General features: G+C 58.4%; 22 protein-coding genes and 1 tRNA gene. 6 read left to right on the top strand and 17 right to left on the bottom strand.

What is annotated here, in order from left to right:
• From ACQZ5N_RS10125 to rpsL, 4 genes are all read right to left on the bottom strand, one after another.
• The coding region (locus tag ACQZ5N_RS10125) for a GTP-binding protein (protein ID WP_141681087.1) at nt 1–99 on the bottom strand (99 nt) is incomplete at its 3' end.
• A 65-nt stretch (nt 100–164) separates the two neighbouring features.
• Entirely contained in the window at nt 165–2,264 is a 2,100-nt protein-coding gene (gene fusA / locus ACQZ5N_RS10120) for an elongation factor G (protein WP_003523732.1), read from the bottom strand.
• 34 nt (nt 2,265–2,298) lie between these two features.
• Nucleotides 2,299–2,769 (bottom strand): 30S ribosomal protein S7, encoded by a 471-nt coding sequence (rpsG, locus tag ACQZ5N_RS10115; RefSeq protein WP_003507761.1) that lies wholly within the window; start codon nt 2,767–2,769, stop codon nt 2,299–2,301.
• 78 nt (nt 2,770–2,847) lie between these two features.
• A complete protein-coding gene (gene rpsL, locus ACQZ5N_RS10110; RefSeq protein WP_003507760.1) occupies nt 2,848–3,219 on the bottom strand; it encodes a 30S ribosomal protein S12 in 372 nt (123 codons plus the stop codon).
• A gap of 526 nt (nt 3,220–3,745) precedes the next feature.
• On the opposite strand from rpsL, the gene ACQZ5N_RS10105 reads away from it, so the two are divergent.
• The 3 genes from ACQZ5N_RS10105 (at nt 3,746) to ACQZ5N_RS10095 (ending at nt 5,585) form a co-directional block, all read left to right on the top strand.
• Nucleotides 3,746–4,039: a hypothetical protein gene (locus ACQZ5N_RS10105; RefSeq protein WP_035262574.1), complete on the top strand. Its 294-nt coding sequence runs from the start codon at nt 3,746–3,748 to the stop codon at nt 4,037–4,039.
• An 11-nt stretch (nt 4,040–4,050) separates the two neighbouring features.
• Entirely contained in the window at nt 4,051–4,401 is a 351-nt protein-coding gene (locus ACQZ5N_RS10100) for a VOC family protein (protein ID WP_448732817.1), read from the top strand.
• Nucleotides 4,402–4,499: 98 nt separating this feature from the next.
• Complete coding sequence (locus ACQZ5N_RS10095; RefSeq protein WP_448732816.1) at nt 4,500–5,585, top strand: helix-turn-helix transcriptional regulator; 1,086 nt, start codon at nt 4,500–4,502, stop codon at nt 5,583–5,585.
• A 142-nt stretch (nt 5,586–5,727) separates the two neighbouring features.
• Here ACQZ5N_RS10095 and rpoC read toward each other — a convergent pair whose 3' ends face one another.
• The 9 genes from rpoC to ACQZ5N_RS10050 all read right to left on the bottom strand — a co-directional run bounded on the left by rpoC (nt 5,728) and on the right by ACQZ5N_RS10050 (nt 18,142).
• On the bottom strand, nt 5,728–9,936 hold the full coding sequence (gene rpoC, locus ACQZ5N_RS10090) for a DNA-directed RNA polymerase subunit beta' (protein WP_059762645.1): 4,209 nt from the start codon (nt 9,934–9,936) through the stop codon (nt 5,728–5,730).
• A 180-nt stretch (nt 9,937–10,116) separates the two neighbouring features.
• Complete coding sequence (gene rpoB / locus ACQZ5N_RS10085; protein ID WP_003523727.1) at nt 10,117–14,253, bottom strand: DNA-directed RNA polymerase subunit beta; 4,137 nt, start codon at nt 14,251–14,253, stop codon at nt 10,117–10,119.
• Nucleotides 14,254–14,515: 262 nt separating this feature from the next.
• The gene (gene rplL / locus ACQZ5N_RS10080) at nt 14,516–14,896 is read right to left on the bottom strand and encodes a 50S ribosomal protein L7/L12 (RefSeq protein WP_003523726.1); all 381 of its coding nucleotides are present in this window, start codon (nt 14,894–14,896) and stop codon (nt 14,516–14,518) included.
• A 59-nt stretch (nt 14,897–14,955) separates the two neighbouring features.
• Complete coding sequence (rplJ, locus tag ACQZ5N_RS10075) at nt 14,956–15,474, bottom strand: 50S ribosomal protein L10 (protein ID WP_003523725.1); 519 nt, start codon at nt 15,472–15,474, stop codon at nt 14,956–14,958.
• Nucleotides 15,475–15,829: 355 nt separating this feature from the next.
• Nucleotides 15,830–16,525, bottom strand: a complete 696-nt coding sequence (rplA, locus tag ACQZ5N_RS10070) for a 50S ribosomal protein L1 (protein WP_003523724.1) — start codon at nt 16,523–16,525, stop codon at nt 15,830–15,832.
• Nucleotides 16,526–16,527: 2 nt separating this feature from the next.
• A complete protein-coding gene (rplK, locus tag ACQZ5N_RS10065) occupies nt 16,528–16,959 on the bottom strand; it encodes a 50S ribosomal protein L11 (protein ID WP_003523723.1) in 432 nt (143 codons plus the stop codon).
• A gap of 144 nt (nt 16,960–17,103) precedes the next feature.
• Nucleotides 17,104–17,634 carry a transcription termination/antitermination protein NusG gene (nusG, locus tag ACQZ5N_RS10060; protein ID WP_003523721.1) on the bottom strand — a complete coding sequence of 177 codons (531 nt, stop codon included), beginning with the start codon at nt 17,632–17,634 and terminating at the stop codon, nt 17,104–17,106.
• A 45-nt stretch (nt 17,635–17,679) separates the two neighbouring features.
• Nucleotides 17,680–17,880, bottom strand: coding sequence for a preprotein translocase subunit SecE (gene secE / locus ACQZ5N_RS10055; RefSeq protein ID WP_003523719.1), 201 nt, complete (start codon nt 17,878–17,880; stop codon nt 17,680–17,682).
• A gap of 186 nt (nt 17,881–18,066) precedes the next feature.
• Nucleotides 18,067–18,142 (bottom strand) — tRNA-Trp (locus ACQZ5N_RS10050).
• A 186-nt stretch (nt 18,143–18,328) separates the two neighbouring features.
• On the opposite strand from ACQZ5N_RS10050, the gene ACQZ5N_RS10045 reads away from it, so the two are divergent.
• Nucleotides 18,329–18,916: a histidine phosphatase family protein gene (locus ACQZ5N_RS10045; RefSeq protein ID WP_448732815.1), complete on the top strand. Its 588-nt coding sequence runs from the start codon at nt 18,329–18,331 to the stop codon at nt 18,914–18,916.
• A 232-nt stretch (nt 18,917–19,148) separates the two neighbouring features.
• Here the strand turns inward: ACQZ5N_RS10045 and tuf are convergent, their stop codons facing one another.
• Entirely contained in the window at nt 19,149–20,324 is a 1,176-nt protein-coding gene (gene tuf / locus ACQZ5N_RS10040) for an elongation factor Tu (RefSeq protein ID WP_003525183.1), read from the bottom strand.
• 401 nt (nt 20,325–20,725) lie between these two features.
• Between tuf and ACQZ5N_RS10035 the strand changes: the two genes are divergently transcribed.
• Nucleotides 20,726–21,358 (top strand): TerC family protein, encoded by a 633-nt coding sequence (locus ACQZ5N_RS10035; protein WP_035263395.1) that lies wholly within the window; start codon nt 20,726–20,728, stop codon nt 21,356–21,358.
• 473 nt (nt 21,359–21,831) lie between these two features.
• Here ACQZ5N_RS10035 and ACQZ5N_RS10030 read toward each other — a convergent pair whose 3' ends face one another.
• Together ACQZ5N_RS10030 and ACQZ5N_RS10025 are read right to left on the bottom strand one after the other, a co-directional pair.
• A complete protein-coding gene (locus tag ACQZ5N_RS10030; protein WP_448732814.1) occupies nt 21,832–22,200 on the bottom strand; it encodes an MliC family protein in 369 nt (122 codons plus the stop codon).
• Nucleotides 22,201–22,828: 628 nt separating this feature from the next.
• Entirely contained in the window at nt 22,829–23,278 is a 450-nt protein-coding gene (locus ACQZ5N_RS10025; protein ID WP_035263391.1) for a hypothetical protein, read from the bottom strand.
• A 279-nt stretch (nt 23,279–23,557) separates the two neighbouring features.
• Here ACQZ5N_RS10025 and ACQZ5N_RS10020 point away from each other — a divergent pair, with 279 nt between their 5' ends.
• Nucleotides 23,558–23,872: a BA14K family protein gene (locus tag ACQZ5N_RS10020; protein WP_448732813.1), complete on the top strand. Its 315-nt coding sequence runs from the start codon at nt 23,558–23,560 to the stop codon at nt 23,870–23,872.
• A gap of 127 nt (nt 23,873–23,999) precedes the next feature.
• Here the strand turns inward: ACQZ5N_RS10020 and ACQZ5N_RS10015 are convergent, their stop codons facing one another.
• Nucleotides 24,000–24,371 (bottom strand): hypothetical protein, encoded by a 372-nt coding sequence (locus tag ACQZ5N_RS10015; protein ID WP_448732812.1) that lies wholly within the window; start codon nt 24,369–24,371, stop codon nt 24,000–24,002.
• Nucleotides 24,372–24,395 lie beyond the last annotated feature (24 nt).

The raw sequence follows: 24,395 nt of genomic DNA, 5'->3' as shown, positions 1-24,395 counted from the left end.
CGTGATCGCTGCCGTCAGCGACGTCTTGCCATGGTCAACGTGACCGATCGTGCCAATGTTGACGTGCGGCTTATTGCGCTCAAACTTGCTCTTTGCCATTAGTGGCTCTCCATTCTTGTCCCTTGACGGGAATAATCTTCAAAATTCGGTGGGGCGTACCCCGATCACTTCTGACCGGAGTACTTAGCCTGGATTTCCTGCGCCACGTTCGACGGAACCGGCGAATAGTGGTCGAACGTCATCGAGTACTGTGCACGGCCCTGCGACATGGAGCGCAGGTTGTCGACGTACTTGAACATGTTCGCGAGCGGAACATGCGCGTTGATGACGACGGCGATACCACGGCTTTCCTGGCCCTGGATCTGACCACGACGGGAGTTCAGGTCGCCGATAACGTCACCGACATAGTCTTCCGGCGTTACGACTTCGACCTTCATCATCGGCTCGAGAAGCTGTGCGCCAGCCTTCTTCGCTGCTTCACGGAAGCAGGCACGCGATGCGATTTCGAAGGCGAGAACCGACGAGTCGACATCGTGGAATGCACCGTCGACCAGCGTCGCCTTGACGCCGAGCATCGGGAAGCCAGCCAGCGGACCGGAAGACAGAACGCTTTCGATACCCTTCTGAACGCCCGGGATGTATTCCTTCGGAACAGCACCGCCGACGATCTTGGATTCGAACTTGAAGTCTTCGCCTTCGGGGTTCGGTTCGAAGATGATCTTCACGCGAGCGAACTGACCGGTACCACCGGACTGCTTCTTGTGCGTGTAGTCTTCTTCGTGCTGACGCGTGATGGTTTCGCGGTAGGCAACCTGCGGAGCGCCGACGGTTGCTTCAACCTTGAACTCGCGACGCATACGGTCAACGAGAATGTCGAGGTGAAGTTCGCCCATGCCCGCGATGATCGTCTGACCGGATTCTTCATCCGTCTTGACGCGGAACGAAGGATCTTCAGCAGCCAGACGGTTGAGCGCGAGGCCCATCTTTTCCTGGTCGCCCTTGGTCTTCGGCTCGATCGCGATCTGGATGACCGGCTCGGGGAATTCCATGCGCTCGAGGATAACCGGCTTCAGCGGATCGCAGAGCGTATCGCCAGTGGTGGTTTCCTTGAGGCCAGCCAGAGCAACGATGTCGCCGGCAAAGGCTTCTTCGATGTCTTCACGGCTGTTGGAGTGCATCTGCAGCATACGGCCGACGCGCTCGCGCTTGTCCTTGACCGTGTTGATGACAGACGTACCCTTTTCGAGCTTGCCCGAGTAGATACGTGCGAAGGTCAGCGAACCAACGAAGGGGTCGTTCATGATCTTGAACGCGAGCATGGAAAGCGGCTCGCTGTCGTCGGCATGACGCTCGATTTCGGCTTCGGTCTTGAAGTCGATACCCTTGATCGCCGGAATGTCCAGCGGAGAAGGCAGGTAGTCGACAACGGCGTCGAGAAGCGGCTGAACGCCCTTGTTCTTGAACGCGGTACCGCAGAACATCGGGTGGAACTTCACGTCGATGGTGCCGCGGCGAACGAGCGCACGAATCTTGTCGTTGTCGGGCATGATGCCGTTCAGGTAGTCTTCCATCGCTTCTTCGTCGATCTCGACAACGGTCTCGATCAGCTTTTCGCGATATTCGTCAGCCTTGGCCTTCATGTCTTCCGGGATTTCGACGACGTCCCACTGAGCGCCGAGCGATTCGTCGCGCCAGATGAGTGCGTTCATCTCGATCAGGTCGATAACGCCCTTGAACTCGGTCTCAGCGCCGATCGGCAGCTGCATGACAACGGCGATGGCGCCGAGACGGGTCTTGATCATTTCTACCGAGCGGTAGAAGTCAGCACCGGTCTTGTCCATCTTGTTGCAGAAGATCATGCGCGGAACATGATACTTCTCGGCCTGGCGCCAGACGGTTTCCGTCTGCGGCTCAACACCGGCGTTGGCGTCGAGCAGCGCGATGGCGCCGTCGAGAACGCGCAGCGAACGCTCGACTTCAATGGTGAAGTCGACGTGGCCGGGGGTGTCGATGATGTTGAAGCGGCGCATCTTGCCGTCGCGACCCTTCCAGAAGGTCGTGGTGGCAGCGGAGGTGATGGTGATACCACGCTCCTGCTCCTGCTCCATCCAGTCCATCGTGGCAGCGCCATCGTGAACTTCGCCGATCTTGTGCGACTTACCGGTGTAATAAAGGATACGCTCGGTGGTCGTCGTCTTGCCGGCGTCGATATGCGCCATGATACCGAAATTGCGGTAGTCTTCGATTTTATATTCGCGAGCCATAATGGACTGCCTTTCGATATGCGACCGGTTAAGATTACCAGCGGTAATGCGAGAATGCGCGGTTGGCGTCGGCCATCTTGTGCGTGTCTTCGCGCTTCTTGACAGCGGAACCGCGATTGTTCGCAGCGTCCATGAGTTCGCCGGAAAGGCGATCGACCATGGTCGTTTCGTTGCGCTTGCGGGCGGCCGTGATCAGCCAGCGGATAGCGAGGGCCTGACGGCGCTCGGGGCGAACGTCGACGGGAACCTGATACGTGGCACCACCAACGCGGCGCGAACGCACTTCAACGTGCGGAGCAACGTTGTCGAGGGCGGAGTGGAACACGCCGAGCGGCTCCTGCTTCGTCTTGCCCTGAACGACGTCGAATGCGCCGTAAACGATGCTTTCTGCGACCGACTTCTTGCCGTGAAGCATGATGGCGTTCATGAACTTGGTGACGACCAGATCGCCGAACTTCGGGTCCGGGTTGATCTCACGCTTTTCTGCACTATGGCGACGGGACATATTCTTTGTCTCTCAATGTTATTGACGCTAAACCACGCGGAGAACCTCGCGCAGCGCCGGAATTTGTTTAAACCCGAATTACTTCGGACGCTTCGCACCGTACTTGGAGCGGCGCTGCTTGCGGTTCTTGACGCCCTGGGTATCGAGAACACCGCGGATGATGTGGTAACGCACGCCCGGCAAGTCCTTTACGCGGCCGCCGCGGATCATGACCACGGAGTGTTCCTGAAGGTTGTGACCTTCGCCCGGAATGTAGCCGATGACTTCGAAGCCGTTGGTGAGGCGGATCTTGGCAACCTTACGCAGAGCCGAGTTCGGCTTCTTCGGGGTCGTCGTGTAAACGCGGGTGCAAACACCACGCTTCTGCGGGTTTTCCTGAAGAGCAGGAACCTTGTTGCGCTTTACCTGTGCCTGGCGAGGCTTGCGGATCAGCTGGTTTACGGTAGGCATATAACCATCCCTTGCAAAAACTACTTTAGCCACCCTCACGGGTGGCGGCTATGCCGTTGCCGGCGACGATGCACGCATATATCCTCATGCGCAAAACGTGGCCCGATCCGTTTTCACGGATGGACCACCAAGAGCAGAGGACACCGGATGAGGCGTCTTGCGTGCAACATTCGTGTCTTCTACGTGCAATGGAGACCCGTTTGAGATGATGTTCGGGAAAAAGGTTACCGAACGGCCAGCACCCACAGAGGCTCCGATGGCGGGCGTACTACTGTTTTAGCCAGCTTTCGTCAAGGGTGAATCCACATTTTGCGCCGCCACCCATGGCCGCAAAGCCCACGTCCGGGCCATTTCCAACCCGCTTTAACATAAGTCGGCACAGAAGGCAGCGATTTTGACCTCCACGCTTTGGCTTTTCATAAAATCCGTCTATTGATTCCCCATGGCGGGCCGGAGCGGCTCCGCCATGGGCGGGACCGATTCCCTCGGCCCGCATCACAGCAACGACAGATCAAGGAACCGCGTCATGAGCACCCTCCCCGACAACGACAACGGACGCGACGAGCCGATGGTCTTCATCGTCATCGGCAAGGCCTATGAGACCGACAATTCCGAGGGCATCGACATCCACGTCATCCTGCGGGCGCCGGACGACGATACCGCCGTGCGCGAAACGCTAAACGCGCTTTCCGAGGAAGGTTTCATCGAAGCCGATCTCGACCAGATCGGCATGCTGACCGACGTGCCGGATGAAGAGCCGCACGCCTCCGCCTATCAGGGCGCGCTCGAAGGCGAAGTCGCCATCATCCGCTTCGCCTGAGGCGCAGGTCCGTGGCGGTAAGACGTGTCGTCGCCAACATCGCAACGCCGGACCCCGCGCGGGCTCAGGCGTTCTATGGCGATATTCTCGGCATGACCGTCGCCATGGACCACGGCTGGATCCTGACCTATGCCAGTCCGCTCGAAGCCAGGACGCAGGTCAGCTTCGCAAGCGAAGGCGGCTCCGGCACGGCAGTGCCGGACCTTTCCATCGAGGTCGATAATTTCGAAGAGATCCACGAAAGAATCCTGAAAGCGGGCTTGCCGATCGACTATGGCCCGGTTACCGAGGCCTGGGGCGTGCGCCGGCTGTTTCTGCGCGATCCCTTTGGCAAATTGGTCAATATATTAAGTCACTCATAGATTATATACTTTGAATACAATAGTATTATTTGATTATACGTTGAACAATACCGGAATATGAGGTTTAAATAGTCCCGACACAAGATTCCAGTGACGGGTTGAATACTATATTGTCGGCAGACATTATCGATGACATTTATGAGGCAGCGCTTTTCCCCGATCGTTGGGCACAGGTCATTGCCGCCATCGGCCACCGGCTGGATTTCTGGGGTGGCGCCCTTACCTGGGGCAAGGGTGAAGAAGAAGCCTGGCTTTACACGCCCAATTTCCAGGAACTGATGCAGGCCTTCATGGATGGCGGCTGGAACCGCCGAAACGACCGCCTGACCCGCGCAATCCGTGAGGGGCAATTTTCCTTCGTGCAGGATTTCGATGTCTTCACCCATGATGAATGGGCCGGCCTGCCGATCGTGCGCGATTTCCTGATACCGCGCGGACTGGGATATGGCGCGGCCACCCAGGTTGCGCCGCCCGACCATCCGGCAATGACGGTGCTTTTCGAACGCAAGCTCGATAGCGGCGTCATAGGGCCGGAAACCATGGCGGCGCTCGACCGGCTGAGACCGCATATTGCCCGCAGCCTCACGCTGGCAACCCGGCTGCAACGGCAGAAAGCCGACGCCATGACGCTGGGACTGAACGCCATCGGGGCGCCGGCGGCGGTGCTTCAGGCGAGCGGACGTGTGCTGTCTGCAAACGACATGTTTCTCTCCCTCAGGAAATGTATTTCCACCCGCGCCCACGACAGGATCGTGATTGCCGACGAAAGAGTGAACCGGCTGCTCTATAAGGCGCTTGCCGGGCATAATATCGGTTCGTTCCCGCTGCCGACCGGCGAAGATCGGTCCTGCATCCTCCACGTCATACCGTTGCGCAGGAACGCACTGGATCTGTCCCCGAAAGGCTGCGCCATCGTGCTGATATCGCAACCCATGGGCACCGTCGCCGATGCGACCTCACTGCTAAAGGGGCTCTACGACCTCACCAGGGGCGAGGCCCGTGTGACGCTGGAAATCATGAAGGGGCTTTCGCTTCCCGCCGTGGCGAAGCAATTGCAGATTTCCCACGAAACGGTGCGCAGCAACGCCAAGTCGATCTATGCGAAGACCGGCAGCACCGGCCAGACCGATCTCGTTCGCCGGCTTTCCGTCCTCACCCGTTATAACATCCGCGAACAGGGCTGAGCCCGCCGCACGTGGCTGGAGACGCCGACCAACCGCAAAAGCCACAGGTCCCTGTTCCACATAAACAAAAACGCCCGGATTGCTCCGGGCGTTTTGTTCTGAACTTTGGCGGGGCTTCGCAAAGCCCCTGCCCTTCTCCGCCTTATTCGGCGGCCGGAGCCTGGTCCGTCATGTCCTGCAGCATCTGGTTCGCAGAACCTGCACCGGTGCCCTTGCGGCGTTCCTCGAGAATGAGGTCGTCGCGCGAGGTGGCGATGCGGCGGATCTGCGTCATGGTGCCGCCAGTACCGGCCGGGATGAGGCGGCCGACGATGACGTTTTCCTTGAGGCCCTGCAGCGTGTCCGTCTTGCCGGCAATCGCAGCTTCCGTGAGAACCTTGGTGGTTTCCTGGAAGGATGCGGCCGAGATGAAGGACGGCGTCTGCAGCGAAGCCTTGGTGATGCCGAGCAGGACAGGATCGCCGTAAGCCGGCTTCTTGCCCTCTTCGATCAGACGGTCGTTCATGTCGTCCAGCTCGATACGGTCGACATTGTCGCCGACGATGTACTGGCTGTCGCCCGCATCGGTGATCTCGACCTTCTGCAGCATCTGGCGAACGATCACCTCGATGTGCTTGTCGTTGATCACAACGCCCTGCAGACGGTAGACTTCCTGGATTTCGTTCACGAGGTAGGAAGCCAGAGCCTCCACGCCCTTGATCGCCAGAATGTCGTGCGGTGCCGGGTTACCGTCGAGGATGTATTCACCCTTTTCGATATAGTCGCCTTCCTGAAGATGGAAGGGCTTGCCCTTCGGGATCAGGTATTCGACCGGCTCGACGCCGTCTTCCGCAGGCTCGATCATCACGCGACGCTTGTTCTTGTAGTCGCGGCCGAGACGGATCGTACCATCGATCTCTGCGATGATGGCGTGGTCCTTCGGACGACGGGCTTCGAACAGTTCGGCAACGCGCGGCAGACCGCCGGTGATGTCCTTCGTCTTGGCGCTTTCCAGCGGCGAACGTGCAAGCACGTCACCCTGGGAGACCTTCGCACCCGGCTCGACCGACAGGATGGCGTCGACCGAGAGCTGGAAGCGGGCTTCGCCACCACGGGCAAGCTTCGCAACCGCACCGGAAGCGTCCTTGATGACGATTGCGGGCTTGAGGTCCGAACCGCGCGGCGTCGAACGCCAGTCGATAACCTGACGCTTGGTGATGCCGGTGGATTCGTCGGTGGCTTCCAGAACGGAGAGGCCGTCGACGAGGTCCTCGAAGTGAACGGTACCTTCCACTTCCGTCATCATCGGACGGGTGTAGGGGTCCCACTCTGCAAGACGCTGACCGCGCTTAACCTTGTCGCCGTCGTCAACGAAGATCTTCGAACCATAGGCAACGCGCTGCGAAGACCGCTCCTGGCCACGCTCATCGAGAATGGTGACGGCCATGTTACGGCCCATCGCGATAAGTGCGCCTTCGGAGTTGCGCAGGATGTTGCGGTTCTTGATCGCAATCGTGCCCTCGTAAGAGGCTTCGAGGAACGACTGGTCGACCACGTTCGCCGTACCGCCAAGGTGGAAGGTACGCATGGTAAGCTGCGTGCCCGGTTCACCGATGGACTGTGCGGCGATGACGCCGACGGCTTCGCCCATGTTGACAGGCGTACCGCGTGCAAGGTCACGACCGTAGCAGACGCCGCAGACGCCGATCTGCACTTCGCAGGTCAGAGCCGAACGGATGCGGACGGACTGGATACCGGCCTTCTCGATGGCAGCCACGTCGGCTTCGTCGATCAGCGTACCGGCCTTGACGATGTTTTCGCCGGAAACCGGATGATCGATGTCGTCCAGGGCCGTACGGCCGAGGATACGTGCGCCGAGCGAGGCAACGACCTGACCGGCATCGACGATGGCGGTCATGGTGAGGCCCTTGTCGGTGCCGCAATCCCTGGAGTTGACGATGCAATCCTGCGCGACGTCGACGAGACGACGGGTCAGGTAACCCGAGTTCGCCGTCTTCAGAGCGGTGTCTGCAAGACCCTTACGGGCACCGTGGGTCGAGTTGAAGTACTCGTTAACGGTCAGGCCTTCCTTGAAGTTCGAGATGATCGGCGTCTCGATGATTTCACCCGACGGCTTCGCCATCAGGCCGCGCATGCCGCCCAGCTGACGCATCTGGTTCGGAGAACCACGAGCACCCGAGTGCGACATCATGTAGATGGAGTTCATCGGCTTCTGGCGGCCCGTTTCCGGATCGAACTCGACAGCCTTGATGCGTGCCATCATCTCTTCGGCGACCTTTTCGGTAGCCTTGCCCCAGGCGTCGACAACCTTGTTGTACTTTTCGCCCTGGGTGATGAGACCATCGTTATACTGCTGTTCGTATTCCTTCACGAGAGCTTCGGTGTCGCCGACGATCTTCACCTTGCTGTCCGGAATGACCATGTCGTCCTTGCCGAACGAAATGCCGGCGCGGCAGGCATGGGCAAAGCCGAGCTGCATGATGCGGTCGCAGAAGATGACCGTGTCTTTCTGGCCGCAATGACGGTAGACCGTGTCGATCATCTTGGAGATGTTCTTCTTGGTCATTTCCTGGTTGCAGACGTCGAAAGGCACGTTGACGTTCTTCGGCAGAAGTTCGCCGATGAGCATACGGCCGGGGGTCGTCTCATGGATCTTCGAAACCGGCTTGCCATCGGCATCCACGGTCTTGAAGCGGCCGCGGATCTTGGCATGCAGCGTCACGACCTTGTTTTCAAGCGCGTGATGAAGCTCGCCGATATCCGAGAAGGCCATGCCTTCGCCCGGCTCGTTCTGGTTCATGATCGACAGGTAATACAGGCCGAGAACCATGTCCTGCGAAGGAACGATGATCGGGTGGCCGTTTGCCGGATGCAGGATGTTGTTGGTCGACATCATCAGCACGCGCGCTTCGAGCTGAGCTTCCAGCGAAAGCGGAACGTGGACAGCCATCTGGTCACCGTCGAAGTCGGCGTTGAAGGCCGTGCAGACGAGCGGGTGCAGCTGGATGGCCTTGCCTTCGACCAGCATGGGTTCGAAAGCCTGGATACCCAGACGGTGCAGCGTCGGTGCGCGGTTCAGGAGAACCGGATGCTCGCGGATGACCTCGTCGAGGATATCCCAGACTTCCGGCTTTTCCTTTTCAACCAGCTTCTTGGCCTGCTTGACGGTCGAGGAATAACCCTTGGCGTCGAGGCGGGCATAGATGAACGGCTTGAACAGTTCGAGCGCCATCTTCTTCGGCAGGCCGCACTGGTGCAGCTTCAGTTCCGGACCGGTCACGATGACCGAACGGCCGGAATAGTCGACGCGCTTGCCGAGAAGGTTCTGGCGGAAGCGGCCCTGCTTGCCCTTGAGCATGTCGGAGAGCGACTTCAGCGGACGCTTGTTGGCGCCCGTGATGACGCGACCGCGACGGCCGTTATCGAACAGCGCATCGACGGATTCCTGCAGCATACGCTTTTCGTTGCGGATGATGATACCCGGCGCACGAAGCTCGATCAGGCGCTTCAGACGGTTGTTACGGTTGATGACGCGGCGATAGAGATCGTTGAGGTCGGACGTCGCGAAACGGCCGCCATCCAGCGGAACCAGCGGACGCAGGTCCGGCGGAATGACCGGAACGACCTTCATGATCATCCATTCCGGACGGTTGCCGCTTTCCATGAAGTTCTCGACGATCTTCAGGCGCTTCATCAGCTTCTTCTGCTTCAGGTCAGAAGTCGTTTCAGCAAGCTCGACGCGCAGGTCGCCAGCGATCTTTTCGAGGTTCATCGAAGCCAGCATCTCATAGATGGCTTCAGCGCCGATCATGGCGGTGAACTGGTCTTCGCCAAACTCGTCAACGGCGATCATGTACTCTTCTTCGGACAGAAGCTGGTTCTGCTTCAGCGAAGTGAGGCCCGGTTCCGTGACGATGTAGTTCTCGAAATAGAGAACGCGCTCGACATCCTTCAGCGTCATGTCGAGCAGGGTCGAGATACGCGAGGGAAGCGACTTCAGGAACCAGATATGAGCAACCGGCGCTGCGAGCTCGATATGGCCCATGCGCTCACGGCGAACGCGCGACAGCGTCACTTCGACGCCGCACTTTTCGCAGATGATGCCCTTGTACTTCATGCGCTTGTACTTGCCGCACAGGCACTCATAGTCCTTGATCGGTCCGAAGATGCGCGCGCAGAAGAGACCGTCGCGTTCCGGCTTGAACGTACGGTAGTTGATGGTTTCCGGCTTCTTGATCTCGCCGTAGGACCACGACAGGATTTTTTCCGGCGAAGCGATCGAAATCCGGATGGAATCGAAATGCTGCGCAGGCACCTGAGGATTGAAAAGATTCATGACCTCTTGGTTCATGCCTTGTCTCCTTGAGAGGCTAGCTGCTGCCCCTGTTTGCATCTGGACCGGCTTCTTCCCGGGTCACCGTCCAGAGCTTTAAATACGGATTAACCGCATAATGCGGCGAAAGTGTCCCGAACCGGCCAATACCGTCCGGGAAACCGGCAGGCGCCCTTGAAGGCGCCCGCCTCTATCGTCTTATTCCGCCGCGTCGGGCAGCTGGTCTTCGGGCTGGTTCTCGATCTTCGAGTTTTCCAGTTCGACCGAAAGACCGAGCGACCGCATTTCCTTGACGAGAACGTTGAAGCTCTCCGGAATACCGGCTTCGAAGGTGTCGTCGCCACGGACGATCGCTTCGTAGACCTTGGTGCGGCCCGCCACGTCGTCCGACTTGACGGTGAGCATTTCCTGCAGCGTGTAAGCCGCGCCGTATGCTTCCAGAGCCCAGACTTCCATTTCCCCGAAGCGCTGTCCGCCGAACTGCGCCTTGCCGCCCAGCGGCTGCTGGGTAACGAGCGAATAAGGACCGATCGAGCGAGCGTGGATCTTGTCGTCGACAAGGTGGTTCAGCTTGATCATGTACATGTAGCCGACGGTGACCTTGCGGTCGAACGGCTCACCGGTACGACCGTCGTAAAGGACGGACTGACCGGATTCATGCAGACCTGCCTTCTTCAGCATCGCGGCGACGTCGGGCTCATGCGCACCGTCGAAAACCGGGGTCGCGATGGAAACACCGCGCTTGGCTTCTTCGGCAAGCTTCACCAGCGAGTCGTCATCGAAACGCTGAACCTCGTCATTGGCTTCAGACGCGTAGATTTCCGTCAGCTCGCTGCGAAGCTCGCTGATGTCCATCGTCTTGCGATACTCTTCGAGCATCTCGCCGATCTTCTTGCCCATGCCTGCGCATGCCCATGCGAGGTGGGTTTCGAGGATCTGGCCGACGTTCATGCGCGAAGGCACGCCGAGCGGGTTCAAGCAGATGTCGACATGCGTGCCGTCTTCGAGGAACGGCATGTCCTCGACCGGAACGATACGCGAGACGACGCCCTTGTTACCGTGACGGCCGGCCATCTTGTCGCCCGGCTGGATCTTGCGCTTAACGGCAACGAAGACCTTGACCATCTTCATGACGCCCGGAGGCATTTCATCGCCGCGCTGGACCTTTTCGACCTTGTCCATGAAGCGCTGTTCAAGGCGCGACTTGGATTCGTCGTACTGGCCACGAAGCGCTTCCAGCTCGGACTGAGCCTTTTCGTCTTCGACCGCGAACATCCACCACTGCGAGCGGGGATATTCGGAAACGACGGCGTTGGAAAGCTCGACGCCCTTCTTGAAGCCCTTCGGACCGGCGATGGAAACGTGGCCACGCAGCATGTCGATCAGGCGGCCGTAGACGTTGCGGTCGAGGATCGCCTGCTCGTCGTCGCGGTCCTTTGCCAGACGCTCGATCTCTTCGCGCTCGATAGCCATCGCGCGCTCGTCCTTCTCCACACCGTGACGGTTGAAGACGCGGACTTCAACGACCGTACCGAACGTGCCCGGAGGCATGCGCATGGAGGTGTCGCGAACGTCGGAGGCCTTTTCACCGAAGATGGCGCGCAGAAGCTTTTCTTCCGGCGTCATCGGGCTTTCGCCCTTCGGCGTGATCTTGCCGACGAGGATGTCGCCCGGCTGAACTTCCGCACCGATGTAAACGATACCGGCTTCGTCGAGGTTCTTCAGCGCTTCTTCCGAAACGTTCGGAATGTCGCGCGTGATTTCTTCCGGACCAAGCTTCGTGTCGCGCGCCATCACTTCGAATTCTTCGATGTGGATGGAGGTGAACACGTCGTCGGAAACGATACGCTCCGACATCAGGATCGAGTCTTCGTAGTTGTAGCCGTTCCAGGGCATGAACGCGACGAGCGCGTTGCGGCCGAGAGCCAGATCGCCAAGGTCGGTCGACGGACCGTCCGCGATGATATCGCCCTTGGAGATGTTGTCGCCGACGGAAACCAGCGGACGCTGGTTGACGCAGGTGTTCTGGTTCGAACGCTGGAACTTCTGCAGACGGTAGATATCGACACCGGACTTGCCGGCATCGAGGTCTTCCGTGGCGCGGATAACGATACGGGTCGCATCCACCTGATCGACCACACCGCCACGACGGGCTGCGATGGCAGCGCCGGAGTCACGGGCGACGATCGGCTCCATGCCGGTACCGACGAACGGTGCCTCGGCGCGCAGAAGCGGAACGGCCTGACGCTGCATGTTCGAGCCCATGAGAGCGCGGTTGGCGTCGTCGTTTTCCAGGAACGGAATGAGAGCCGCTGCGACCGAAACGAGCTGCTTCGGCGAAACGTCCATCAGGTTGATGTTGTCGCGCGGTGCGAGCATAACTTCGCCCGAGTGACGGCAGACGACGAACTCTTCCGAGAACGAACCGTCTTCATTGAGCGGCGCGTTGGCCTGCGCGACGTAATACTTGGCCTCTTCCATGGCGGAGAGGTAGATCACGTCGTTGGTCACCTTACCGTCGACGATCTTGCGGTACGGGCTTTCGATGAAGCCGTACTTGTTGACGCGGGCGAAGGTTGCAAGCGAGTTGATCAGACCGATGTTCGGGCCTTCCGGCGTTTCGATCGGGCAAATACGGCCGTAATGGGTCGGGTGAACGTCGCGGACTTCGAAGCCGGCGCGCTCGCGGGTCAGACCGCCCGGTCCAAGAGCCGAAAGACGGCGCTTGTGGGTGATTTCCGAAAGCGGGTTCACCTGGTCCATGAACTGCGACAGCTGCGAGGAACCGAAGAATTCGCGAACGGCGGCTGCTGCCGGCTTCGCGTTGATCAGGTCCTGCGGCATCACGGTGTCGATTTCGATCGAGGACATACGTTCCTTGATCGCACGTTCCATGCGCAGAAGGCCCAGACGATACTGGTTTTCCATCAGTTCGCCGACAGAACGGACACGGCGGTTGCCGAGGTTGTCGATGTCGTCGATTTCGCCCTTGCCGTCGCGCAGTTCGACCAGCATCTTGACGACGGCGAGGATGTCTTCCTTGCGCAGCGTGCGCACGGTGTCTTCCGCATCGAGGTCGAGGCGCATGTTCATCTTGACGCGGCCAACGGCCGACAGATCGTAACGTTCCGCATCGAAGAACAGCGAGTTGAACATCGCTTCCGCCGATTCCATGGTCGGCGGCTCACCAGGACGCATGACGCGGTAGATGTCGAACAGGGCTTCCTGACGGTTCTCGTTCTTGTCCGCAGACAGCGTGTTGCGGATATAGGCGCCAACATTGACGTGATCGATGTTGAGGACCGGAATCTCGTCGAAGCCGGACTGCAGGATGAGGCCGAGGGTCTTCTCGTCGATTTCGTCGCCGGCTTCGAGATAGATTTCACCCGTCTCGTAGTTGACGATGTCTTCGGCCAGATAGTTGCCGTAGAGGTCTTCGTCGGTCGCCTTCAGTGCCTTCAGGCCCTTCTCCGTCAGCTGACGGATCAGGCGCGGGGTCAGCTTCTTGCCACCTTCGACCACGACTTCGCCGGTATCGGCGTCGATCATGTCGGTGATGACCTTGGCGTTCTTCAGCGTCTCGGGCTGGAACGGAATGCGCCAGCCGTCACCGTCGCGCTCATAGGAAGCCTTGGTATAGAAGGTCGACAGAATGTCTTCGCCATCCATGCCAAGCGCCATCAGCAGCGAGGTCACGGGGATCTTGCGGCGACGGTCGATACGCGCATAAACGATGTCCTTGGCGTCGAACTCGATGTCGAGCCAGGAACCGCGATACGGGATGACGCGGGCAGCGAAGAGCAGCTTGCCGGAAGAATGGCTCTTGCCCTTGTCGTGATCGAAGAACACGCCCGGCGAACGGTGCATCTGCGAAACGATGACGCGCTCGGTGCCGTTGACGATGAACGTACCGTTATTGGTCATGAGCGGCATGTCGCCCATGTAGACGGACTGTTCCTTGATGTCCTTGATGGACTTCGCGCCGGTATCTTCATCGATATCGAACACGATGAGGCGCAGCGTCACCTTGAGCGGCGCAGCATAGGTCAGATCGCGCTGACGGCATTCCTCGACGTCGAACTTCGGCGCTTCGAATTCGTAGGACACGAATTCAAGCATGGAGGCGCCGGAAAAATCGGTGATCGGGAATACGGACTTGAATACGGCATTCAATCCCTCGTCGGGACGGCCACCCTTGGGCTCGTCAACCATGAGAAACTGGTCGTACGAAGCCTTCTGAACCTCGATGAGGTTCGGCATTTCCGCTACTTCTGGAATTTTGCCGAAAAACTTGCGTACGCGCCTGCGACCGTTAAACGAAAGGGTCTGAGCCATCGTCGCTCCTTTAAAATTGCATCCGGGCCTGCAACGGACGGGAACCGATGGCCAGTCGATCCCGTCAAGCAATGGGTGTCATCAATCTCGTTCCACATCCCGGATCGATCAGGCCGGATTGCCTAGATGAGCCGGTTCGGAACCATTCTCTTGAAGAACCCATTACCCAAAAGCCATTTTCACGCGGCTTTTGGGTAATGAGTTTTAAAAACGATGACGACGGAAAGGGGCATGAAGCCCCTTCCCGCCAGTAATCGCAAGATTACTTAACGTCGACCTTAGCGCCGGCTTCTTCAAGCTTCTTCTTGAGATCAGCAGCTTCAGCCTTGGAAACAGCTTCCTTGACAGCCTTCGGAGCGCCTTCAACGAGGTCCTTGGCTTCCTTCAGGCCGAGGCCCGTGATAGCGCGGACTTCCTTGATGACGTTGATCTTGTTGGCGCCAGCGTCAACCAGGATCACGTCGAATTCAGTCTTTTCTTCTTCAGCAGCAGCAGCAGCGCCTGCACCGCCAGCAACAGCAGCAACAGCTACCGGAGCAGCAGCGGAAACGCCCCACTTTTCTTCGAGAAGCTTGGACAGTTCTGCAGCTTCCAGAACGGTCAGCGAGGAGAGGTCGTCTACGATCTTTGCGAGATCAGCCATTTTGATAGTTCCTTTTGTTCAGTTCGAACCAGTTTGAATATTTACAGCGAAAAACCGCCTTAAGCGGCTTCGTCCTTCTTGGCGTAAGCCGAGAACACCCGTGCCAGCTGGCTTGCAGGTGCGGCGACAACCGTAGCGACGCGGGTTGCCGGGGCATTGAGAAGGCCCAGCAGCTTTGCGCGCAGCTCGTCCAGCGAAGGCAGGGTCGCAAGCGACTTGACTGCTTCGGCGTTGAGCGTGGTTGCACCCATGGCGCCACCGAGAACAACGACCTTGTCGTTGGTCTTGGCGAAATCCATGACGACTTTCGGAGCGATCATCGGGTCGACGCTGTATGCAATCAGCGTCTGGCCCTTGAAGAGATCTGTCATCCCTTCCGACTCCGTGCCCTGAAGAGCGATCTTGGCCAGGCGGTTCTTCGCGACCTTGACGGTGCCTCCGGCAGCGCGCATCTTCGAACGGAAGTCGTTCATCTGCGCAACGGTGACACCAGCATAGTGGGCCACGACAACCGAACCGGAAGCCTTGAAGACTTCGTTCAGCTCCGTGACGAATTCGCGTTTTTCCGCTCTTTCCACTGTCTGTCTCCAGTAGACGGGAACACAACATGTGAACCCGCCGGGTTTGCCTTTGCCCCAAGGGACCTTTTTACAAAGATCCCGAGCGACGCTCGAGGATCCTGTCCCCCGCTCTGTCGCCGCAAACGGCTTCAGGCACAGGCACACCAGGTTCGAACCGGACAGTCAGGCATTGTTTCGATGCCTCAAATCCAGCCTCACCCGTCTCATGCAGGTTGAATGATTAAGGCCAAGTCCCGAAAGACATAGCCACCCGCAATCTCGGACAGGAGTTCCGGGTTTCCCCGGAAATCTCCGGCTCCTGGGAGCCGGAAATTCTTGTATTCACACTTCCCTTGGGAAGCGCGAGAATTGATTAAGCCGTAACCGACGAAGGGTCGATCTTGACGCCCGGACCCATGGTCGAGGAAATCGCGACGCGCTTGACGTAGTTGCCCTTGGCACCCGTCGGCTTTGCCTTGATGACGGCATCGGCGAAAGCCTTGATGTTTTCTTCAAGAGCCTTGGCGTCGAACGAAGCCTTGCCAACGCCAGCGTGTACGATACCGGCCTTTTCGACGCGGAACTCGACAGCGCCGCCCTTGGACGCCTTGACGGCGCCGGCAACATCCATCGTCACCGTACCGACCTTCGGGTTCGGCATCATGCCACGCGGGCCGAGTACCTTGCCGAGACGGCCGACGAGCGGCATCATGTCCGGGGTCGCGATGCAACGATCGAAGTCGATCTTGCCGCCCTGAACGATTTCAACCAGTTCTTCTGCACCGACAACGTCAGCGCCAGCAGCCGTGGCTTCATCAGCCTTGGCGCCACGGGCGAAAACGGCGACGCGAACGTCACGGCCGGTGCCGTTCGGCAGGTTGACGACGCCACGAACCATCTGGTCCGCATGGCGCGGGTCAACGCCGAGGTTCATCGAAACTTCAACGGTTTCGTCGAACTTGGCGACAGCACGTTCCTTGACCATCGAAATGGCGTCGGTGAGAACGTAAAGCTTGTTAGGATCCACGCCTTCGCGGATCTTCTGAATGCGCTTTGCTACCTTGGCCATGATCAACCTACCACTTCCAGACCCATGGCGCGGGCAGAGCCCTCAACCATTGCCATTGCGCCTTCGATGTCGGCTGCGTTCAGATCCTTCATCTTGGCTTCAGCGATCGTCTTGACCTGAGCCTTGGTGATGGAGCCGACCTTGGCGCCCTTGCCAGGCGTCTTGGAACCGGAGGTGATCTTTGCTTCCTTCTTCAGCCAGTAGGTCATCGGCGGCTGCTTCATGACGAAGGTGAAGGACTTGTCCTGGTAATAGGTGATGACGACCGGGATCGGCATACCCTTTTCCATTTCCTGCGTGGCGGCATTGAACGCCTTGCAGAATTCCATGATGTTAATGCCACGCTGACCAAGTGCCGGACCAATCGGCGGGGACGGATTGGCCGCCCCGGCCTTTACCTGCAACTTGAGCTGGCCTGCAACTTTCTTAGCCATATCTCTCTGCCTTTCAATTCAAACCGGTTACCCGGCTTCTCTTAAGCCGGATTGCTCCGGCGGCTGCGGTTGCGTGGTGCGGCGCCCTGCCCCGGCTTAAAGAGCCAGTTAGCCTTCCACGCGCTTGGGGCTTCGCCCCGTCAATCAGACCTTCTCGACCTGATTGTATTCCAGCTCGACCGGCGTAGCGCGGCCGAAAATCGACACTTCCACCTTCAGGCGCGAACGCTCTTCATCGACATCCTGAACCACGCCGTTGAACGACGCGAACGGACCGTCGGAAACGCGAACCTGCTCGCCGATCTCGAACGAAACCGAAGACTTCGGACGCTCGACACCTTCCTGAACCTGACCGAGGATACGCTCGGCTTCATAATCGGGAATCGGAACAGGCTTGCTGTCCGAACCGAGGAAACCGGTAACCTTCGGCGTGTTCTTGATGAGGTGATAGGCCTCATCCGTCAGGTTGGCGCGCACCAGCACGTAACCTGGAAAAAACTTGCGCTCGCTATCGACCTTGCGGCCGCGACGCACCTCGACCACCTTTTCGGTCGGCACGAGGATTTTCTCGAAAAGATGATCCAGACCCTTCTGACGGGCCTTTTCCTCGATCGACTCGGCGACCTTCTTTTCGAAATTCGAATATGCGTGAACGATATACCAGCGCGCTGCCATTTTTATTCTCCGTTCGATCCTTCCACCGGGCCTTTGACCGTGCCGTTACCGGCCTACGTTCAGCACCAGGCTGAGCAGCCAGCCGATGAGCTGATCCGCAGCAAAGAAGAACAGAGCCGCAAAAATGACCATCACCAGCACCATAGCCGTCGAAATCATGGTCTCGCGGCGCGACGGCCAAGTGATTTTTGACGCTTCGGCGCGAACCTGCTGCAGAAACGTAAACGGATTGGTTTTGGATGCCATTGACTGCCCACGCAATTACGGCGCGTAAAGCCGATACTGATCAGCCCCACGCACCGCGTGTCTGTTTTGACCCTACATAAACACCGATTCCCTTTTTAACAAGAGGAAATCGACATTCCGCGAAATTCGCCGGAAATCCGGCACCCATCTGCCATGCAGCGAGGACCCGCGCTTGCGAATGGAAAGTGGCAGGGGCAGAGGGGCTCGAACCCCCGACCTGCGGTTTTGGAGACCGCCGCTCTACCAACTGAGCTATACCCCTTGATCACCTGAACCGGCCGCGAAATCGCTTGGCCAATTCGGTATGCGCTCCTTTAAGGTGCAGGGAAAAGAATGGCAAGTGTGTTTTTTGTTTTTTCACATTGTCTGGCAAAATACCCCGGCACACCCCGCCCACGGGATACATCGTTCAATTCGCTGATCTTCCCCGCATTTCACAGGAACGCCCATGAGCATCTATCTCGTCCGTCACGGCCAGACCGAATTCAACGCCGTACGCCGCTGGCAGGGTCAGGTCGATTCGCCTTTGACGGAACTGGGGCGACAACAGGCGATACGCATGGGCCGCAGGCTCGCCGCGCTGATCGAAACCGATGAAGTCCATATTTTCTCCAGCCCGCTCGGCAGGGCGAGACAGACCTGCGAGATCGTCGCAGGCGAAATCGGCATGATCGACGGCATCACCCTCGATCCCGGCCTGATGGAGATCGGCATGGGCGTATGGGACGGCATGACGGATTACGAGATCGACTATGAATATCCCGGCATGCGCGACGGGCTGGATCGATACGAATGGTTCTTCCACGCGCCGGGCGGTGAGACGTTCGAAAGAATGACAAGCCGGGTGGCCCGCAGCCTGGAGATCATTCAGCAGAGACAGGCGCGCGATGCGATCGTCATCTGCCACGGCATCACCAGCCGCCTGTTGCGCGGCGTCTATGCGAACCTTCCAAAGGAGGAAGCATTGCGCCTTGATGTGCCGCAGGACGCATTCTTCCATCTCAAGGATGGCGACATCGTCCGCATCGACTGCTGAGAGTCCGTTTGGAAACTCGGCGGCGGAGAGCCGGCAGGTGATTTTTGTGTCTGGCAAGAAGAAGATCGAAGGCGATATCCGATGATATCGTCAAGATTTTCGACGCAGCCAGGCGCAAAAAGCATCGCCGGATCGACCCGTCCGACGTTTTCAAACGGACTCTGACCCTTTCAGGCAATAAAAAACCCCGCTGTTTCCAGCGGGGTTTTCTCAAATCCCTTGCGGGAAAAGATTACTCGACGATCGAGGCAACGATGCCGGCGCCGACGGTACGGCCGCCTTCGCGGATAGCGAAGCGCAGCTTTTCTTCCATCGCGATCGGAACAATCAGCTCGACGTCAACGGTAACGTTGTCGCCAGGCATAACCATTTCCGTGCCTTCCGGAAGCGTAACGATGCCCGTTACGTCCGTCGTGCGGAAGTAGAACTGCGGACGGTAGTTCGTGAAGAACGGCGTATGACGGCCGCCTTCTTCCTTCGTCAGGATGTAGGCTTCGGCCTTGAACTTCTTGTGCGGCTTCACAGAACCCGGCTTGCACAGGATCTGACCACGCTCGACGCCGTCACGGTTAACACCGCGAACCAGTGCACCGATGTTGTCGCCGGCCTGGCCCTGGTCGAGCAGCTTGCGGAACATTTCAACGCCGGTAACCGTCGTCTTCGAGGTCGGACGGATGCCGACGATTTCGACTTCTTCACCGACCTTGACGATACCGCGCTCAACGCGACCCGTCACAACCGTACCACGGCCAGAGATCGAGAACACGTCTTCGATCGGCATCAGGAACGGCTGGTCGATCGGACGCTCAGGCGTCGGGATGTAGGCGTCAACCGCAGCCATCAGCTCGCGGATCGCGTCTTCACCGATCTTCTTGTCAGAGTCTTCAAGAGCGGCAAGTGCCGAACCCTTGATGATCGGAATATCGTCGCCCGGGAAGTCGTAGGACGACAGAAGTTCGCGAACTTCAAGCTCGACGAGCTCGAGAAGCTCAGCGTCGTCAACCTGGTCGACCTTGTTGAGGAACACAACGATCGCCGGAACGCCAACCTGACGGGCAAGCAGGATGTGCTCGCGGGTCTGCGGCATCGGGCCGTCGGCTGCCGAGCAAACCAGGATCGCGCCGTCCATCTGGGCAGCACCGGTGATCATGTTCTTCACGTAGTCGGCGTGGCCGGGGCAGTCGACGTGCGCGTAGTGACGGGCAGGCGTTTCGTATTCAACGTGCGCCGTCGAAATCGTGATACCACGGGCCTTTTCTTCAGGCGCGGCGTCGATCTGGTCATACGCCTTGAATTCGCCGAAGAACTTCGTGATCGCTGCCGTCAGCGACGTCTTGCCATGGTCAACGTGACCGATCGTGCCAATGTTGACGTGCGGCTTATTGCGCTCAAACTTGCTCTTTGCCATGTGAATTGCTTCCTGTGAACGTGAAGTAGTTTCCCCGGCGTACCGGTTTGGTGTCGCCGTTTAAGGCTTTGTAAGCGAATGCGCAAGACTTAATTGTGAAAGCGTCTTCGCGCGCGCCCTAAGCGTGCCTTGAGGCCCGTATATGGTATCTGATTTGCGACATTCAAACCCTCGCGAGGGCGAAGCGGGCATCCGCCCGACGACCCCTCCTCCGGAATGGCCGATCACTAAATAAGATATTTCTATCACAACTTCTTTACCTGCACCGGCATGATGGCTTAAGGACATTTCATCGCCGGGGGGAGACGGGCGACTGGAATCCGGCGCGAGCGCGCCATCCCAAGCCATATCTCGATCCGTCGCTTCCCTCGCGACCTCTCTATCCGTTTCAGGACCATCCCATGGAAATCTTCACAGCCGCCGGTTTCACGGCATTCTTACAGGTCATCGCAATCGACCTCGTGCTGGCGGGCGACAACGCCATCGTCATCGGCCTTGCCGCCGCCGGTCTGCCCGCTCACCTTCGCCGCAAGGCGATCCTGGTCGGCATCATCGCCGCCACGGTTCTGCGCATCGGCTTTGCCGCCGTCACCGTGCAGCTTCTCGCCATTGTCGGCCTGCAATTGTTCGGCGGCCTGCTGCTCGCCTGGGTGTGCTGGAAGATGTGGGTCGAACTGCGTGAGGCCGCAGGCTCCATCGAAGACGAGGTGACGGACGAAGAGGCCGACCTGACCAAGGGGCACAAGACCTTCTTCCAGGCCGCGACACAGATCGTCATCGCCGATGTTTCCATGTCGCTGGATAACGTCCTTGCCGTCGCCGGCGCCGCACAGGAACATGTGACGGTGCTCATCATCGGCCTCGTCGTTTCGATTGCGCTCATGGGCCTTGCCGCCAACTTCGTCGCCAAGCTGCTACACCGCTATCGCTGGATTTCCTATCTCGGCCTGATGGTCATCATCTATGTCGCCCTCAACATGCTGTATCACGGCACGCTCGAGGTTCTGCCCTATCTCCAGCCCTATCTGAGCTGAAACAGCTAGCAGAAACACTTCTCCAGAAGGCCCGGAAACGCCAGTTTCCGGGCCTTTTTCATGGCCTGCGCCCATCAGGTCCCCTCACCCGATATGCCGTCGCAGGACAGGAAGAATCAATCGCCGCGCTTGCTGCAACATCGGGAGAGGACAGGGAAATCGTGAATTTTCGCCGATGGATTCTGACAATTGAGGTCAGCCACGGGCAAGCCTAGGGAGCTAGTCAATAAGTCATAATAATAAAAAGAAAGGTAAAGCTGCCAATGGCTTATGACTGGAGCGGCGGTCGTACCCGCCGCCTTCGCAGGGTGAGGCTCGGCGTTGTCGCCAGCTCTCTTATCCTGCTGGCGCTTCTTGCGTCGCTCGTTCTTGGCTGAACGCGCCGCGCGCGCACTCCCGCGCTGACCGGCGGCATGGCAAGGTTTTCAAAAAACCGCCCTGCCGCCGCTCCTTTGAGGCAAAGCTCCCGACGATCAGGATTTCTTCGCTTCCACGCAATGAACCGGCTTTTTCATCTCCGGATCCGCCATCAGATCGTAAAGATCCGCCTCCTCGCCCTTCGACCACCAGACATAAATGCCGCCCTGATATTTCGCGCCCGAGCCGGAAATGACATTTGCGGCAACGGTGACGCCATCCTTCAGTCCCAGCCGCACGAGGCTGATCTCACCGGCATTGAAATAGACGGCCTCCACCTTGTCGGCGGCGCATTGATAGACGGTCTCGACCTTTTCGACCGTCGTGTCATTCGGAAGCGGAATCACCAGCTCTTCAGCCATGGCGCCGGTAGCGACCGACATGGAGAAAGCTGCAAGGCATGTCGCGGCGACGGATTTTTTCATGATGACCCTTTCCTGATTTCACCGAACCATAAGGTCACGCCAGCAAAGCCGAAATGGGGCGGCCGCCTCTCACCATATCAAATTTTCGGGAATATCGGCCTTGCAGCCATCTGACGGTTTTATCGTCGCACAGGCCTTGCGGCACTTTCATTCAGGCCGGCAAGCTGTGATAAAACCTATCGAAACAGCCAATAAACGACGCCAAGGATCACCGTCCACATCAGCAGCGATATGGCCAGCACGGTGAGATAGTTTCGAAATCGTCTGGTCATCCGCCCACATTGCCGGCGAGCCGTCATCGGACAGCCGCAGCCGTTGAATTGCTTGATGCGGATCAAGCCGCAGGGTCAAGTCTTTCTATCAAGAGACTGAATCGCAAGCCATTCGCAGATTTTACCCGCCCGAAAACAGGGTTGCCCCATACGGCGCGTTTCCATCCATCAAGGAACGGACTCATCCGCGATCAGGTCCTGATCGCGGACAAGAAGCGATATCCGCATCTGCCGGCGAATGGCGGCAAGGAAAAAAGGGGGCAAGGGCAAACGATCGCGGCCGAATCGACTCACGCGTTATCCGAAACCATGTCGGATAACGCGCCAGTGCCGGAGGTAATCCGCCCCTGCCTGTCTCAGCTCTTCAGGGCCGTGTTGCAAAGGCTCCAGTAGCCGCCGCCCTTCTGGATCCATTTCAGATCGCCGAGCGTGCCGTCATTCTTGTTCTTGTGATAGGAGTCGACACAGGTTTTCAGGCGGGCCTTTGCGGGCGTCTCGCTTGAATATTTCTTATCGACAGCACTCGGGAAAGCGACGCCCTTCGGGGCCTTTGTCGTCGCCTTTGCGGGTTCTTTTTCGGTGGTGGCCGCGACCTGCTTGTCGTCGGCCGCATCCTCAGCTGCCGCCTCGCTGCCGCAGAACTTGGCGCGATAGTCGTTCCACTTGACGTCCTTGGCCGACCCGTCGGCTTTCGCCGCCTGATATTTCACGCTGCACTCCTTCATGGTGAGTGCGGCTGCGGGGGAGACAAACGCCGCCGATGCCAGCAGCGCAAAGGATGAGAGAATGACAACCCTGTTAAACATTGAAGACTCCCGTTTGCATGATTGCCGGCCGACTATCTGACCGGATTTTCCGCTTGTCAACGAGCAGTGCGAAAGGACGGGAGGTTGAATTGACAGAAAAAAGTGCGGGGGCCGACAAGACATTCTTGCAGCAGAGGCCGCATCTTCAAATCTCGCTGTCTGAACTTCACGCCAGTTCGCCTGCCCGAAGAATCATGTGTTCGCGGCACGTCAACCCCGTCAAGGAACGAATTCCCTAAATTTTCGTTATCATCTCGAACGAATAACGAGGATTTATCGATGTTGAGGATGCCGAAGACCATCTCCGCGCTCGCTCTTGGCGTCGCATTGTCTGCCGCTTTTGTTGTACCGGTCCAAGCGCTGAGCCTCATACAGCCAGCACAACCGTCGCAGGAAAAAGCGCACCCCGCCTACCCGGCATCGGCCTTTGCCGCGGGGACCTCCGAAGAGGGCGCTTCAAACGCATATGTCTTGTCTCAGGCAGAAATCAGCCACATAAAATGGTGCGCGGCGCGTTACACATCCTACCACCCGACTGACAATAGCTATATGGCGTCCGGTGGTGCGCGTATGCAATGCCATTCTCCGTATTGACGGTATTGTCTATTTCGACCCGCGCCTATGGCAATTCACCGGCTGGCAGGCACCACACAAAGCCGAAGCGAAGTTACTGCTAAGAAAATCACCGGCACCATGACTGGCGATGGATGGCGGGTTGCATTCATTCCCCATTTCGGCTTTCACCATTCAGCCACGGCATCTCCACCGGCGAGACGAAGAACGTGATTCCATGAACGTCGTCTTTCCAGACAAGATAGGCCGACATGGAGCACGCCGCCGGCAGAAATCCGATATGGGGTTCGACGAGAAAACGACCTTCCGAACCGACGCGACGTCCCGCATCGAGCGCCTCCCAATAAAAATCCTCAAATTCCTGAAGGTCGGCAAGGCGGGAACGCCGAAGAGAGCGTTCCTTTTCTTTGCAGAAGACGGTCGCCAATTTGATCCTGTAGTCGTTACATGGCGTTAGCGTATCCCACTGAACCTCGAGCGTATCGATGCCGTAGGCAAATAGACTGGTTTTCATGTTCACCTTTACTCAGCGCAAAGTAGCGTA

Source organism: Agrobacterium sp. 22-221-1 (assembly GCF_053522445.1).
Note: the sequence above shows the minus strand (reverse complement) of the source record. Positions and strands in the feature narration are given on the sequence as shown.